General features: G+C 66.5%; 10 protein-coding genes, 2 pseudogenes and 1 riboswitch. Of the genes and pseudogenes, 5 read left to right on the top strand and 7 right to left on the bottom strand.

Going from position 1 to position 15,741, the window contains the following annotated elements; genetic code table 11:
- Position 1: 1 nt before the first annotated feature.
- Together rbbA and LDO29_RS07925 are read left to right on the top strand one after the other, a co-directional pair.
- Positions 2–2,737: a ribosome-associated ATPase/putative transporter RbbA gene (gene rbbA / locus LDO29_RS07930; RefSeq protein ID WP_224079248.1), complete on the top strand. Its 2,736-nt coding sequence runs from the start codon at positions 2–4 to the stop codon at positions 2,735–2,737.
- Positions 2,738–2,739: 2 nt separating this feature from the next.
- The gene (locus LDO29_RS07925; protein WP_224079247.1) at positions 2,740–3,864 is read left to right on the top strand and encodes an ABC transporter permease; all 1,125 of its coding nucleotides are present in this window, start codon (positions 2,740–2,742) and stop codon (positions 3,862–3,864) included.
- A 54-nt stretch (positions 3,865–3,918) separates the two neighbouring features.
- Here LDO29_RS07925 and LDO29_RS07920 read toward each other — a convergent pair.
- From LDO29_RS07920 to gdhA, 4 genes and pseudogenes are all read right to left on the bottom strand, one after another.
- A pseudogene (locus tag LDO29_RS07920) lies at positions 3,919–4,083 on the bottom strand (3-hydroxybutyrate dehydrogenase); the annotation flags it as partial.
- A 29-nt stretch (positions 4,084–4,112) separates the two neighbouring features.
- Entirely contained in the window at positions 4,113–5,504 is a 1,392-nt protein-coding gene (locus LDO29_RS07915; protein ID WP_224079246.1) for a GntP family permease, read from the bottom strand.
- Positions 5,505–5,862: 358 nt separating this feature from the next.
- Positions 5,863–7,113, bottom strand: coding sequence for a D-amino acid dehydrogenase (locus LDO29_RS07910; protein ID WP_224079245.1), 1,251 nt, complete (start codon positions 7,111–7,113; stop codon positions 5,863–5,865).
- A gap of 142 nt (positions 7,114–7,255) precedes the next feature.
- A riboswitch (glycine riboswitch) is annotated at positions 7,256–7,355 on the bottom strand.
- 159 nt (positions 7,356–7,514) lie between these two features.
- Entirely contained in the window at positions 7,515–8,858 is a 1,344-nt protein-coding gene (gdhA, locus tag LDO29_RS07905; RefSeq protein WP_224079244.1) for an NADP-specific glutamate dehydrogenase, read from the bottom strand.
- Positions 8,859–9,153: 295 nt separating this feature from the next.
- Between gdhA and LDO29_RS07900 the strand changes: the two are divergent.
- A pseudogene (locus tag LDO29_RS07900) lies at positions 9,154–9,294 on the top strand (2-aminoethylphosphonate--pyruvate transaminase); the annotation flags it as partial.
- Between the two features lie 66 nt (positions 9,295–9,360).
- Here LDO29_RS07900 and LDO29_RS07895 read toward each other — a convergent pair.
- A complete protein-coding gene (locus LDO29_RS07895) occupies positions 9,361–10,368 on the bottom strand; it encodes a Bug family tripartite tricarboxylate transporter substrate binding protein (protein ID WP_224079243.1) in 1,008 nt (335 codons plus the stop codon).
- Positions 10,369–10,429: 61 nt separating this feature from the next.
- Complete coding sequence (gudD, locus tag LDO29_RS07890; RefSeq protein ID WP_224079242.1) at positions 10,430–11,791, bottom strand: glucarate dehydratase; 1,362 nt, start codon at positions 11,789–11,791, stop codon at positions 10,430–10,432.
- 188 nt (positions 11,792–11,979) lie between these two features.
- Here gudD and LDO29_RS07885 point away from each other — a divergent pair, with 188 nt between their 5' ends.
- Together LDO29_RS07885 and LDO29_RS07880 are read left to right on the top strand one after the other, a co-directional pair.
- Positions 11,980–12,714: a FadR/GntR family transcriptional regulator gene (locus tag LDO29_RS07885; RefSeq protein WP_224079241.1), complete on the top strand. Its 735-nt coding sequence runs from the start codon at positions 11,980–11,982 to the stop codon at positions 12,712–12,714.
- Between the two features lie 148 nt (positions 12,715–12,862).
- On the top strand, positions 12,863–14,440 hold the full coding sequence (locus tag LDO29_RS07880) for an aldehyde dehydrogenase (NADP(+)) (protein ID WP_224079240.1): 1,578 nt from the start codon (positions 12,863–12,865) through the stop codon (positions 14,438–14,440).
- Positions 14,441–14,530: 90 nt separating this feature from the next.
- Here LDO29_RS07880 and LDO29_RS07875 read toward each other — a convergent pair whose 3' ends face one another.
- On the bottom strand, positions 14,531–15,682 hold the full coding sequence (locus LDO29_RS07875) for a GGDEF domain-containing protein (RefSeq protein WP_224079239.1): 1,152 nt from the start codon (positions 15,680–15,682) through the stop codon (positions 14,531–14,533).
- Positions 15,683–15,741: the final 59 nt, after the last annotated feature.

Below are 15,741 nucleotides of genomic sequence, written 5' to 3'. Positions count from 1 at the left end.
CATGGACTCCGCCCCGCCCCCGGTCGCCCGGCTTGCCGGCGTCAGCCTGAAATACGGCGGGACGATGGCACTGGACGGCATCGACCTCGACGTGCCGGCGGGCCGCATGATCGGCCTGATCGGGCCCGACGGCGTGGGCAAGTCGAGCCTGCTGTCGCTGCTGTCCGGCGCGCGCGCGGTACAGGAAGGCGTGGTGGAGACCTTCGGCGGCGACATGCGCGACCGCAGGCATCGCGAGACCGTATGCCCGCGCATCGCCTACATGCCGCAGGGGCTGGGCAAGAACCTGTACCCGACGCTGTCGGTGGAAGAGAACCTGCACTTCTTCGGGCGTCTGTTCGGACATGACGACGCCGAACGGCGCAGGCGCATCGACGACCTGACGCGCAGCACCGGCCTGCACCCGTTTCTGGGCCGCCCGGCCGGCAAGCTGTCCGGCGGCATGAAGCAGAAGCTCGGGCTGTGCTGCGCACTGATCCACGATCCCGACCTGCTGATCCTCGATGAGCCCACCACCGGCGTGGACCCGCTTGCGCGCGCGCAGTTCTGGGACCTGATTGCCCGTATCCGCACCTCGCGCCCGGCCATGAGCGTGATCGTCGCCACGGCCTACATGGACGAAGCGCAGCGCTTCGACTGGCTGGTGGCCATGGACGCCGGCAAGGTGCTCGATACCGGCACGCCAGCCGAACTGCTCGCGCGTACCGGCACCACATCGCTCGAAGCCGCGTTCATCGCGCTGCTGCCCGAATCGCGGCGTCGCGGGCACACCGAAGTCACCATCACGCCGCTGGCAACCGGCGACGAAGCCGACATCGCCATCGAAGCCAGGGACCTCACCATGCGCTTCGGCGATTTCGTCGCTGTGGACAAGGTCAGCTTCCGCATCCGCCGTGGCGAGATCTTCGGCTTCCTGGGCTCCAACGGCTGCGGCAAGTCGACCACGATGAAGATGCTGACCGGCCTGTTGCCGGCCAGCGAAGGCCAGGCCTGGCTGTTCGGCCATGAGATCGACCCGAAGGACGTCGATACCCGCAAGCGCGTCGGCTATATGTCGCAGGCGTTCTCGCTGTATGGCGAACTCACCGTGCGGCAGAACCTGGAACTGCATGCGCGGCTGTTCGCGGTGCCTGCCGCCGAGATCCCCACACGCGTGGCCGAGATGGTGGAGCGCTTTTCCCTGGCCGACGTGCTCGACACACTGCCTGCCAACCTGCCGCTCGGCATCCGCCAGCGGCTGTCGCTGGCCGTGGCGATGGTGCACAGGCCCGAACTGCTGATCCTGGACGAACCGACGTCCGGCGTGGACCCGGTGGCGCGCGACAGCTTCTGGCGGCTGCTGATCGGGCTGTCGCGCAACGAGCGCGTGACCATCTTCATCTCCACGCACTTCATGAACGAGGCCGAGCGCTGCGACCGCATCTCGCTGATGCACGCCGGCCGCGTGCTGGTCAGCGACCAGCCGGCCGAACTCGTGCGCAAGCGCAATGCGGCCACGCTGGAAGAGGCCTTCATCGCCTACCTGACCGATGCGAGCGCACCTGCGCCCATCGAAGCACCGGCCGAGGCCACGTCGCCCGCAACCAGCGCTGAACCGGCCCCGCGCCGCCAGCGCTTCAGCCTGCCACGCGCGTTGACCTACATGTGGCGCGAAGCGCTGGAACTGCGCCGCGATCCGGTGCGCGCCACGCTGGCGCTGGTCGGCTCGCTGGTGCTGTTGTTCGCCATGGGCTACGGCATCGGCATGGATGTGGAAGACCTGCGCTTCGCCGTACTCGACCACGACCAGACCGTGCTGAGCCAGGACTATGCGCTGAACCTGTCTGGCTCGCGCTATTTCATCGAGCGCTCGCCGATCACCGACTATGCCGACATGGACCGGCGCCTGCGCAGCGGCGAACTGGCGCTGGCCATCGAGATCCCGCCCGGCTTTGCGCGCGACGTGCAGCGGGGCTCGCGGGCGCAGGTCGGCGTGTGGGTCGACGGCTCCATGCCGTCGCGCGCGGAGACCGTGCAGGGTTATGTGCAGGGCATGCACCAGGGCTGGCTGCTCGACCAGATGCGCCACCGCTACGGGCAGAACGCCGTGAGCGCCGCCACGCTGGAAACGCGCTTCCGCTACAACCCCGACGTGAAGAGCCTGCCCGCGATGGTGCCTGCGGTGATCCCGCTGCTGTTGCTGATGCTGCCTGCCATGCTGACCGCGCTCGCCGTGGTGCGGGAGAAGGAGCTCGGCTCCATCATCAACCTGTATGTGACACCGGTCACGCGCGCGGAATTCCTGGTCGGCAAGCAACTGCCCTACGTGGTGCTGGCGATGTTCAACTTCCTGCTGATGGCGTTGCTGGCGGTCACGGTATTCGGCGTACCGATCAAGGGCAGCTTCCCGACCCTGGCACTGGCCGCGCTGGTCTATGCGTTCTGCGCGACCGGCATCGGCATGCTGGCATCCACGTTCACGCGCAGCCAGATCGCGGCGATGTTCTTCGCCATCATCGGCACCATGATCCCCGCCGTGCAGTTCTGCGGCATGCTGGTGCCCGTATCGTCGCTGGAAGGCTCGGCGCGGCTGGCCGGCCTGGCCTACCCGGCCACGCACATGCTCACCATCAGCCGGGGCGTGTTCAACAAGGCGCTGGGGCTGCATGACCTGAGCGCATCGTTCTGGCCGATGCTCGTGGCCGTGCCGGTGATCTTCGGCGCCACCGCGGCATTGCTGAAGAAGCAGGAGCGCTGACCATGCGGCACCTGGCCAACATCTACCGCCTCGGCATCAAGGAACTGTGGAGCCTGGTGCGCGACCCGACCATGCTGGTGCTGATCGTCTACGTGTTCAGCGTGTCGGTCTACACCGGCGCGACCGCCGTGCCCGAGACACTGCACATGGCGCCCATCGCGGTGGTCAACGAGGATGCGTCGCCGCTGGCCGAGCGCATCATCTCCGCGTTCTACCCGCCCCAGTTCGCGCCGCCGCGCCAGATCTCACCCGCGCAGATGGACAAAGGCATGGACGCCGGCGACTACACCTTCACGCTGGACATCCCGCCCAACTTCCAGCGCGACGTGCTGGCCGGGCGGTCACCCGCGGTGCAACTCAACGTAGACGCCACGCGCATGATGCAGGCGTTCAGCGGCAGCGGCTACATCCAGCGCATCTTCACCGACGAAGTGAACGAGTTCGTGCAACGATACCGCGGCGCCGCGCCACCGCCGGTGGACCTGGCGCTGCGCGCGCGCTTCAACCCGAACCTGACGCAGTCGTGGTTCGGCGGGCTGACGCAGATCATCAACAACGTTACGATGCTGTCGATCATCCTGACCGGCGCCGCGCTGATCCGCGAACGCGAGCACGGCACCATCGAGCACCTGCTGGTGATGCCGGTCACGCCGACCGAGATCATGCTGGCCAAGGTGTGGTCGATGGGGCTGGTGGTGATGGCAGCGGCGATGCTATCGCTGGTGTTCGTGGTGCGCGGCGCGCTGCATGTGCCCATCGAGGGCTCGCTGCTGCTGTTCATGGCGGGGGTGGCGTTGCACCTTTTCGCCACCACGGCGATGGGTATTTTCCTTGCAACCGTGGCACGGAACATGCCGCAGTTCGGCATGCTGATGGTGCTGGTGCTGCTGCCGCTGCAGATGCTTTCAGGTGGCAACACACCGCGGGAAAGCATGCCGCAGATCGTGCAGGACATCATGCTGGCGGCGCCCACTACGCACTTCGTCTCGCTTGGCCAGGCGATTCTTTTTCGCGGCGCGGGGTTGGATGTCGTGTGGAAGCCTTTTCTGGCGCTGCTCGTTATCGGGTCGGTGTTGTTTGTGTTGTCGTTGAATCGGTTCAGGAAGACGATTGGTCAGATGGCTTGAAGGGTGGGTGGTTGGTGCCGGTATCGTGCTTGGCATGCGCCGCTGTTTCGCCGGCTACGCCGGCGAAACAGCCACGCCCGCCAAGCACGACACCCAGCCCCAAGCTAACTGACCAGAGTACTGCTTCCCGCCGAGCAGGCGCGCACGCGCCGCATCAGCAGTCAGTCCCTCGCGCGCAGCAAGGTCATCAATCTGCTTCTGCACCAGGGTTGTCATGACAATGCGGACTCAGGAAATACGGGAAACGGTCAAACCAGCCCGGTCATGTAGAAAACCAGGATGACGAAGAACACCGCCATCGTCTTGATCATGGTGACGGCGAAGATGTCGCGGTAGGACTCGCGGTGCGTGAGGCCGGTCACGGCCAGCAGCGTGATCACGGCGCCGTTGTGCGGCAGCGTATCCATGCCGCCGCTGGCCATCGACACCACGCGGTGCAACACCTCAAGCGGGATGCCGGCCGTCTGCGCGCCCTGGATGAAGGTATCGCCCATGGCTGCCAGCGCAATGCTCATGCCGCCCGACGCCGAGCCGGTGATGCCGGCCAGCGCGCTCACCGATACGGCTGCGTTGACCAGCGGATTGGGAATGCTGCGCAGCGCGTCGCCAACCACCAGGAAACCCGGCAGCGCCGCAATCACGCCACCAAAGCCGTATTCCGAAGCCGTGTTCATGGCCGCCAGCAGCGCACCGCCTACGGCCGCCTTGCTGCCTTCGGCAAAGCGCTGGCGCACGGTGCCGAACGCGGTCACCACCACCAGCAGGATGCCCATCAGCAGCGCGCCTTCCACGGCCCAGATCGCGACCACGGATGCGGTCGGGACGGTCACCGGCTTGGCCAGGCCGGGCAGCTCCAGCGTGCTGGCGGCGCCGTACCACTGCGGGATCATGCGCGTCAGCACGAAGTTGGACACACCCACCAGCACCAGCGGCGCGAGGGCCAGCAGAGGGTTGGGCAACTGGGCCGTTTCCACCGGCTCCGGCTCGTTCAGCAACGACGTGCCGTAGCCCTCGCCCGCGGCCACCGCGGCGCGGCGGCGCCATTCCAGGTAGCCCAGGCCGACGACGATGATGAACAGCGCGCCGGCCACGCCGAGCACGGGTGCGGCCCAGGCTGTGGTCTTGAAGAAGGTGGTCGGGATGATGTTCTGGATCTGCGGCGTACCGGGCAGCGAATCCATCGTGAACGAGAACGCGCCCAGCGCGATCGCACCTGGCATCAGCCGCTTCGGAATATTGCTCTGCCGGTACAACTCTGCCGCGAACGGATAGACCGCGAACACCACCACGAACAGCGACACGCCGCCATAGGTCAGCAACGCGCACACGGCGACGATCACCGCGTTCGCGCGCGAGCTGCCGATGTAGCGGATGGCGGCCGCGACGATCGAGCGCGAGTAGCCGGACAGCTCGATGACCTTGCCGAACACGGCGCCCAGCAGGAACACGGGAAAGTACAGCTTCACGAAACCGACCATCTTCTCCATGAAGATGCCGGTGAAGGCCGGTGCCACCGCCGACGGGTCGGTCAGCAGCACGGCGCCAAGCGCGGCCAGCGGGGCAAACAGGATGACGCTGTAGCCGCGGTAGGCGGCAAGCATCAGGAAGGCAAGGGCTGCAACGACGATCACAAAGGACATGAAGCTCCCTCCGCGGATTGGTCCTGGTCTGGGGAAATATAGGCTCTGCGCCAGAAGGCGTTCTGCCAAATTTACATAGACCGGCAGCCCGGCACGGGTCCGTGCCTCAAGGGATGCGATGGCAAGTCACTGAGCAGGCCAAGGCATGAAGTGGATAGTGATTATCTTTTTCATCACTATCCGGGTGGCCGATATCCAATCGGCCTTGATTTCGAGATGTATCCTTAAAGGGACCTGACGGCAATCGGCTCGATGCCTGATGGAGTTGGGCAGAGTCCGGGCGAGCCTGAACTTTCAACTCCAGGCCGCGCCGAGCCGCCCGCCGCCGTTCGCCTGTGCGATCCCGGATAAGGTGCGATCAGTGGACCGGATAACTCGCGGCGATGGTCTGGCCGATCATCGCCGCCGTAGCCGCCGACAGCGTCCAGCCCAGATGGCCGTGCCCCGTGTTGTAGAACACCCGGGCGGCGCGGCCACGTGCGACGCGCGGCATCATGTCAGGCATCATCGGCCGCAGCCCGGCCCACGGCACCGCGCGCGAGGTCTCGATATCGAAATTGCGCCGCACCCATGACACCAGCGGCGCAATGCGGTCGGCACGGATATCGCGGTTGTGGCCGTTGAATTCCGCGGTGCCGGCCACGCGGAAGCGGTCCGCCCCCAGCCGGCTGGTCACGATCTTGGCGCTCTCGTCGAGCAGGCTCACGTAGGGCGCGTTCTTCACGCTGCGCTCGTCATCGAGGTGCACCGTAATCGAGTAGCCCTTGACCGGATAGACATTGAGCCGGTCGCCCAGCATCGCCGCGATATGGCGGCTGCCCACGCCGGCGCAGACCACCACGGCGGTCCCCGTGATCTCGCGCTCACCGCCATCCTGGCCTGCCGCCACGGCGGCTTCCGACGCCGCCACGCGCATCGTCACGCCATCCGGACGCTGGTCCACGGACTTGACATCCACACCGTGCATGAACGCCACGCCCAGCCGCTCGCACGCACGCGCGAGCCCGCGTGTGAACTTGTGGATGTCGCCGGTGGAATCGGACGGCGTGTAGTAGCCGCCATAGTAATTGCCCTGCAGCGTGGGCTCGATCGCACGGATCTCTTCCGGCGTGACGGCATAGCGCTCCAGGCCGCCCTCCACCAGCATCCGGTTGGTGCGGCCCGCGGCCTCGAAGCTCGGACGATCGTGATAGAAGTGCAGGATGCCGCGCCGTTCGAGATTGAAATCGATCTGCTCGCGCTCGGCCATCTCGAACAGGTGCTGGCGCGCGGCAATGGCCAGCCGCGTGGTCTCGATGGTGTTGGCGCGATAGCTGCGCAGATGCCCGACGAATTCACCGAGCCACGAATACTTGTGCCACGACGGACGCGGATTGAGCAGCAGCGGCGCGTCGCGCTTCATCATCCATTTCAGGCCCTTGAGTAGCGTGCCGGCATTGTTCCAGACTTCGGCATTGCACGCGGAAAGCTGGCCGCCGTTGGCGAACGACGTTTCCATCGCCGGATAGTGGTGACGGTCCAGCACGGTGACGCGATAGCCCTGTTTCGCGAGGGTATAGGCGGTCGTGACGCCGGTAATGCCGGCGCCGATGACGAGCATGTGAGACATGACAGATTGTCCTGAAGCAAGGATAGTTTTGACCGTTGCCGGTCCCCTGCCCCATCTGTCCGTGGTACCTGAGAGCTTGGACATGGCCACGCCATGCCGTCCCCTTCGGTGGGCGCGAAGCGCCACTCTCCAGATCTGTACTTGCGACGCCACAGTCCTGTGTGCCTGAGAGTTTCCGGGGCGGTTGCTCCGTCGGCGCCGGACCCGCCTGGCGGCGTTCCGGTCTCTCCTGCGATGTCGCACGGCGCCGGAGGGTGGTCCAGCGCCGCTTTGCGGCAGATCAAGGATCTGCCGTGTCGCGATGATAGCGTGAACTGCGAGGAAGTGGGAAATCGGGATATCCCCCACCGCCATGCTTCACTGCGATTTCCTCATCGACCGGCATCGCGCCGGCCGTTCCCTCAGATCACACCCTGCGCCAGCATCGCATCCGCGACCTTCACGAAGCCCGCGATATTCGCGCCTTCGACGTAGTTCACGTAGCCGCCGTCCTTCTGGCCATGGTGGATGCAGTTCTGGTGGATGTCCTTCATGATCGCGTGCAGCTTCTCGTCGACCTCGGCGTGGTGCCATGACAGGCGCATGGCGTTCTGCGACATCTCCAGGCCCGACGTGGCCACGCCGCCGGCGTTGCTGGCCTTGCCCGGTGCGTAGAGGATCTTCGCGTCGACGAAGCGGTCCACGGCTTCGAGCGTGGAAGGCATGTTGGCGCCTTCGGCCACGCAGATGATGCCATTGCCGAGCAGGGTTTCGGCGTCGTTGCCGTCGAGTTCGTTCTGCGTTGCGCACGGCAGCGCCACGTCAGCGGGCACGTGCCACGGGGTGCGGCCAGCTTCGAACTTCATGTCGTGGCGGGCGGCGAAATCGGACAGGCGGCCACGCTCTTCGTTCTTGAAGGCCATGACCTCAGCCAACTGCTCGGTGGTCATGCCCTGCGGGTAGTGCAGCACGCCGCCGGAGTCGGACAGCGTCAACACCTTGGCGCCCAGTTCGATGGCCTTTTCGGCCGCGTACTGCGCAACGTTGCCCGAGCCGGAGACCAGCACGCGCAGGCCGTCGAAGCTCATGCCGCGGCGGTGGAGCATTTCCTGCGCGAAGTACACGGTGCCGTAGCCGGTGGCTTCCGGACGCATCAGGCTGCCGCCGTAGGCGAGGCCCTTGCCCGTGAACACGCAGGCGGACTGGTTCGACAGCTTCTTCATCATGCCGGCCATGAAGCCGACCTCGCGCGCGCCCACGCCGATGTCGCCGGCGGGGATGTCGGTGTCCGGACCCAAGTGGCGGTACAGCTCGGTGACCAGCGCCTGGCAGAAGCGCATGACCTCAGCGTCCGACTTGCCCTTCGGGTCGAAGTCCGAGCCGCCCTTGCCGCCGCCCATCGGCAGCGTGGTCAGTGCGTTCTTGAAGGTCTGCTCGAAGCCGAGGAACTTCAGCACCGACAGGTTCACCGTCGGGTGGAAGCGCATGCCGCCCTTGAACGGACCGATGGCCGAGCTGTGCTGCACGCGGAACGCGCGGTTGACCTGCACGCGGTTCTGGTCGTCGGTCCACGCCACGCGGAACTGGATCACGCGTTCGGGCTCGACCAGGCGCTCGAGCAGGGCCTGGTCGGCATAGCGCGGGTGGCGCTCGACAAACGGCCAAAGCGTCATCATGACTTCCTTCACGGCCTGGAGGAATTCAGGTTGATTGGGGTCGCGGCGGGCGACCCCGGCCAGGAATGCGTCGAGGGAGGGTGAACTCACGGGTTGTCTCTGCTGTGCTGGGTACTGTGGCTGGATCCGGCCGTTTCGCCGGATCGTTACCGGTCTTTCGTGCCGTTTGGCGTTGCGCCGATGGAGGGTGGGTAGCCTCCGGTTGTCCAGACAGGTAGGGCGCACCGTGCCCGTCGAGACAATCAGGAACTTTAGCACCAGCATGGGGCAAGCGGCAGTCAAAACACCTCTGACCGCGGCGGAAAAGCCGTATTTTGGTGCATTGAAGGGGATTTTCGTGCGATCAGCGGACAGCAGCGGCTGCCCGGCGTGTTCAGGTGATCAGCAGCCGGGCGCGTTCCGTGTGGGATGCATCGGCGCGATCGACGACAATGAGATGCGAAATCTCGTCACGGCGATCGGCGAAACGCTGTGGGACATCGGCATCGCCCTGCAGCCGGCGGCGGGAATGGCAAGGGCGGCCTGACAGCCGCCCTTGTGAAGGCACCCCGCTCCTGCACGGGAAGCGGGGCTTGCGACAGGACCCGCCGACTTACTCGATGCTGATCTTGCCCTGCTCGATCACCGTCTTCCAGCGCTTGAGTTCCTGGCTCTCGAACTGCGCGAACTGCTCGGGCGTGTTGGCCACCACCTCGAAGCCGCTCTCGGCCAGCTTGCCGCGCATCTTCGGCTCGTTGAGGGCGCCGACCAGCGCGCCGTGCAGGCGGCTCTTCACGTCAGGCGGCAGGCCGCGCGGCGCGGCGACGCCCTGCCACGAATAGACCTCCACATCCTTCACGCCGCCTTCGGCCATGGTCGGCACGTTCGGCAGCACCGCGGCGCGCTTGTCGGACGTCACCGCCAGCGCGCGCAGCTTGCCGCTGCGGATGTGCTGGAGCACCGCGTTGATGTTCTGGAAGGACACGTCCACCTGCCCGGCCAGCAGGTCGGAAATGGCCGGCGCGCCGCCCTTGTACGGAACATGCAGGCCTTCGGTAGCACTCTTCTGCCAGAACAGCGCCGCGGTCAGGTGGTCGGACGAACCCGCGCCCGAGGTCGCGAAGCTGACCTTGCCCGGGTTCTTCTTCATGTAGCTGACCAGTTCCTGCACGGTCTTGGCCGGGAAGTTCGGGTTGGTCACCAGCACGTTGGGCGCACGCACGGCCACGGTGAGCAGGTCGAAGTCCCTGGCCGGATCATAGGCAAGGTTCTTCTGCAGGAACGGGTTCACCGCGTAGACGCCGATCGACGCCACCATCATCGTGTAGCCGTCCGCCGGCGCGCGCTTGACGAAGGTCGCGCCGATCGCGCCCGTGGCGCCGGGGCGGTTGTCCACCACGAAGGGCTGGCCCAGCTTTTCATTGAGCGGCACGGCCAGCATGCGCGCGATGGTGTCGGTCGAGCCGCCCGCCGGGAACGGCACCACCACCGAAACCGCCTTTTGCGGCCAGGCAGGGCTGGCGGCCGTGGCCGCACCGCTTGCGACAGTCACCGCAGCTACCGCTGCCAGTGCGATGCCAGCGCCGGCACAGCGGCGCAGCAGCATGGAAAGATCAATCATTGTTGTGTCTCCTGTTGATAGATATGGCGCTGGCCGTATGGGATGGCGATAGCGGCGCCCCTTAGCGAACCATGCAGGGCGCCTTGTTGTTGAACTTCCAGCCGGGAATCAGGAACTGCATGGCGATGGCGTCGTCGCGCGCGCCCAGGCCCTTCTCCTTGTAGAGCGCGTTGGCGCGCGCCAGCGCGTCCATGTCCAGTTCCACGCCGAGGCCCGGCGTCTTCGGCACCTGCACCATGCCGCCTTCGATCTTCAGCGGGTCGCGCGTCAGGGCCTCGCCGTCCTGCCAGATCCAGTGCGTGTCGATGGCGGTGATGCGGCCCGGCGCGGCAGCTGCCACGTGGGTGAACATCGCCAGCGAGATATCGAAGTGGTTGTTGGAGTGCGAACCCCAGGTCAGCCCCCACTCGGCGCACATCTGCGCCACGCGCACCGAGCCCTGCATGGTCCAGAAATGCGGATCGGCCAGCGGGATGTCCACCGACTGCAGACGCACCGCGTGGCCCATCTGGCGCCAGTCGGTGGCGATCATGTTGGTGGCCGTCGGCAATCCTGTCGCCGCGCGGAACTCGGCCATGATCTCGCGGCCCGAGTAGCCGTCCTCGGCGCCGCACGGGTCTTCCGCGTAGGCGAGCACGCCATGCTTGTCGCGGCACAGGCGGATGGCATCGGCAAGCAGCCAGCCGCCGTTCGGATCGAGCGTGACGCGCGCCTTCGGGAAGCGCTCGTGCAGCGCGATGATCGCCTCCATCTCCTCGTCGCCACGCAGCACGCCGCCCTTGAGCTTGAAATCGTTGAAGCCATAGCGCTCGTAGGCTGCCTCGGCCAGGCGCACCACGGCCTCGGGCGTCATGGCCTCTTCGTTGCGCAGGCGGAACCATGCGTTGCCGGCGTCCGGCTCGGTGCGGTAGTCGAGCGTGGTGCGGCGGCGGTCGCCGATATAGAACAGGTAGCCGAGCATTTCCACCGCGTCGCGCTGCTGGCCTTCGCCGAGCAGGGCCGCCACGGGCACCTGCAGATGCTTGCCGAGCAGGTCCAGCAGCGCGGCCTCGAGCGCCGTCACGGCGTGGATGGCAACGCGCAGGTCGAAGGTCTGCAGGCCGCGGCCGCCGGCGTCGCGGCCGGCAAACGCGGCGCGCGCGCGGTTGAGCATGGCCTGGTACTGGCCGATGGGCTGCCCCACCACCAGCGGCCGGGCATCTTCCAGCGTCTGGCGGATCCCCTCCCCGCCCGGCACCTCGCCCACGCCGGTATTGCCCGCGCTGTCGCGCAGGATGACGATATTGCGCGTGAAGTACGGGCCATGCGCGCCCGACAGGTTCATCAGCATGCTGTCGTGGCCGGCGACCGGCACCACGGTCAGTTCAGTCACGAAGGGCGTGGCGGCGTTGTTGCCTTGGATGGCGGCTGGCGAAGCGGTCATGCGGGCTGTCTCCGGAATCTGATTGGCATTCGTTGGCGCAGCGGCACAGGCTGCGGTGTATGTCGTTGGTTGCACATGACTGATGTTGCAGCATACGTTATCAGTCGTCGTATGACTTACAACCGAGTATAATAATCACATCCCGGCCAGGTCAAGGCCGCAATTTCCCTACGCCATCCCCTACGCCCATGTCCGACGCTCAGACGACTTCGCCCGCACCCCTGCGCCGCCGGGGCCGCACGCTTGCCGAGGAAGTGGTGAGCGGACTCACGGAAAGCATCCGCCAGGGCCAGCTCAAGCCAGGCGACAAGCTCCCCACCGAGTCCGAGGTCATGGCCAGCTTTGGCGTGAGCCGCACCGTGGTGCGTGAAGCGCTGTCGCGCCTGCAGGCCAGCGGTCTGGTGGAAACCCGCCACGGCATCGGCACCTTCGTGCTGGAACGCCCGGCGGAAACGCCCTCGCCGTTCCGCATCGACCCCGCCACCATGGGCACCGCCATGGATGTACTGGCCATGCTGGAATTCCGCGTCAGCCTGGAAGCCGAGGCAGCCGGCCTGGCCGCGTCGCGCCGCAGCGACGAGCAGCTTGCCACCATGCGCCGCGCGCTCGACACCATGAGGCGCAGCGCCACCGAGGGCAGCGACGCCGTCGGCGCCGATTTCGAGTTCCACCTGTCCATCGCGCGCGCCACCGGCAACCGCTATTTCACCGACATCATGGGCCACCTGGGCACCATGCTGATCCCGCGCAGCCGCCTGCAGGTCAATTCGCAGGAGCGCGTGCAGTACCTTGAACGCGTGCATTTCGAGCACGAGAATATCTACGACGCCATCGAGCGCCGCGACCCCGAGGCCGCCAAGGCCGCCATGCGGATGCACCTGACCAACAGCCGCGAGCGCCTGCGCAAGGCTTCGGCCGCCTAAGCAGGCCGGCAGCCATATGGTTGCGGCGGGCCGGCTCATGTCATATGATGTCTTATGAGATGAAATCCTCCGCCGCGGCACGCCCGAACGGACTGGTCCATGTGACGGCGACCGTCGCCCTCCTCTTCCCTTTGCAGGAAACCCAGACATGACAACTACCGGCGAAATGCTGATCGGCGCCAGCACCGTGCGCGGCACCGACGAACCCTTCCACGCCATCAACCCGGCCACCGGCGAGACCCTGGAACCGGTCTTCCACGGCTCCAGCAGCGCCGACGTGGCGCGTGCCTGTGAACTGGCCGAAGCGGCATTCGATACCTTCCGTGCAACCTCCCCCGAGCAGCGGGCGCGCTTCCTCGAAGCGATTGCCGACCGGATCGAAGCGCTTGGCGATACGCTGATCGAACGCGCGCACGCCGAAAGTGCGCTGCCCATCGCCCGCCTGCAAGGCGAGCGTGGCCGCACCACGGGCCAGTTGCGCGTGTTCGCCACGGTGCTGCGCGCCGGCCGCTGGCAGGCTGCAACGCTCGACAGTGCCTTGCCAGAACGCACGCCACCGCGCCCCGACCTGCGCATGCAGAAGATCGCGATCGGCCCCGTGGCCGTGTTCGGCGCCAGCAACTTCCCGCTGGCGTTCTCCGTGGCCGGCGGCGACACCGCCTCGGCACTGGCGGCCGGCTGCCCGGTGGTGGCCAAGGCCCATCCCGCGCACCCGGGCACGTCCGAACTGGTCGGCCGCGCGATCCGCAAGGCCGTGGCCGATGCCGGCCTGCCAGAAGGCGTGTTCTCGCTGCTGACCGGCGCAGGCCACACCGTCGGCACGGAACTGGTGGCCCACCCTGCCATCCAGGCCGTGGGCTTCACCGGCTCGCGCAGCGGCGGCCTGGCACTGATGCAAGTGGCCAGCAACCGCGCCCAGCCGATCCCGGTCTACGCGGAGATGAGCAGCATCAATCCCGTCTTCCTGCTGCCCGAAGCGCTGGCGGCACGCGGTGAAGCCATCGCGCGCGACCTGGCCGATTCACTCGTGCTGGGCGTGGGCCAGTTCTGCACCAATCCCGGCCTGCTGCTGGCGCTCGAAGGCCCGGCGCTCGACACCTTCCGCGCGGCGGCCCGTGCCGCCGTGACGACCAAGCCGGCCGGCACCATGCTGACGCCGGGCATCCAGCACGCGTTCGAACAGGGCATCGGCAAACTGTCGGACATCGATGGCCTCGCCCGTACCGCGAGCGGCCGGGCCGGCACGGGCCCGAACCAGGCCTGCGCGGCGGTCTTCGAGACCACGGCGCAGCGCTTTATCGCCGATCCGCGCATGCATGCCGAGGTGTTCGGCCCGTCCACCGTGCTGGTGGCCTGCCGCGATGCCGAGGAAATGCTAGCCGTCACGCGAGAGCTGGAAGGCCAGCTGACCGCCACCGTGCAGGCTGACCACGGCGACTACGCGCTGGCCGCGCAACTGCTGCCGCTGCTGGAGTGCAAGGTGGGCCGCGTGCTCTTCAACGGCTATCCGACTGGCGTGGAAGTGTCTTATGCCATGGTCCATGGCGGCCCGTTCCCGGCGACGTCCGACACGCGCTCGACCTCGGTCGGCACCACGGCAATGGATCGCTTCCTGCGGCCGGTGTGCTACCAGAACGTGCCCGCGGAACTGCTGCCTGCCGCGTTGCAGGACGAAAATCCGCTGTACCTCTGGCGGCTGAAGGACGGCAAGCCGGCGCAAGCCTGATCGGCCTGGGTGCGACGCGCGCCTGCTCAGCGGGCGCGCCGTGCCAGCCTGGCGCGCGTTCGGCAGCCGTGCCTGCCCGCAAGCCATCACTCACGGCATGGGCACGCTGGCACCAGCCTCCGCAAAGACCACGGATTGATTGCGCCCACTCGATTTCGCCAGGTACAAAGCCTTGTCCGCCCGGTCGATCAGATCTTGCGGACTCACCGCCTTGTCTGTCGTGCCTGCCACGCCGATAGACAGTGTCACCACCGCGCCTTCCAGCGCGATGATCGTCCCGGGCACGGAGACAGTCTTCCGGTACCACTCCGCCCGGCTCAGGGCCGCATCGGCGTCCATCCCGGGCAGGAGCACCAGGAACTCTTCGCCACCATAGCGGCACACGACGTCGCTGGCGCGCGCCTGCTGCTGCAACCGCGTGGCCACGTGCCTCAGTACCTGGTCCCCGGCAGAGTGGCCATACCGGTCATTGATCTGCTTGAAATGGTCGATATCGACCAGCAGCACTGCCACGGACTGGTCCGTCCTGGCACCCGGGCCAAATTCACGCCTGAGCGAGTCGTTGAGGTACCGCCGGTTGTACAGGCCGGTCAACGGATCGCGGTTGGCCTGCTCGGTCAGCTGGGCCTGCAGTGCATGCACGGCCTCCAGCTGCCCTTGCAACGCCTGCTCGCTGAGCCGCAGCTTGTGGCGCGTCTCGCTCAGGGTCAGCGCGCGAAGATAAGCGCCCCGGGCAAACAGCAGCAGATAGGCCGACAGGCAAGCCATGCTCAGTGCCGTGACCGGCATCGTCGTGTCAGGTTCAAACTTCAAGCCGAACCAGGCAGCCGACACGGCAGCCCCTGCCGCCGACAAGGCAGCCGCCTGCAGCGCCCCGCGAAACCCTCGGAACGCCGCCAGGTTGATGCACCCGCATATAACCAGCAGGTAGGTAATCCAGAGCGGAAATCCCAGCCATGCGGTCCAGAGGCCAAAGCAAAAGTCGTCCAGGCGCAGGTTGTTGATCTCGGCTTCCATCTGCGCGCGCGCATGCCTGGCTACCAGGTAGACCGCATGCGGATAGGCCAGGAACTGGAGCGACATCAGGATCCATGCCGCCGTGCCTCGGCCCGTGGCATGGAAATGCAAGGCAAGAATCAGGAAAACGATCCACCAGGACGCCGTGCGATTGCGGTGGTTCATCTTCACCACCCAATGCACTGCGCCGGGCCGGCTCTGGTTTGTGTTGTCGATGGTCTGCAAGTCCCCCTCCCCCGTCCCTCCCCTTCCGGCAGTAGCCTGCACCCCGAACCGATGCAATC

The organism is Cupriavidus laharis (assembly GCF_914271435.1).
Lineage (GTDB): Bacteria > Pseudomonadota > Gammaproteobacteria > Burkholderiales > Burkholderiaceae > Cupriavidus > Cupriavidus laharis.
The sequence above is the reverse complement of the archived record's forward strand: the minus strand, read 5'-3'. Positions and strand labels throughout refer to the sequence as shown.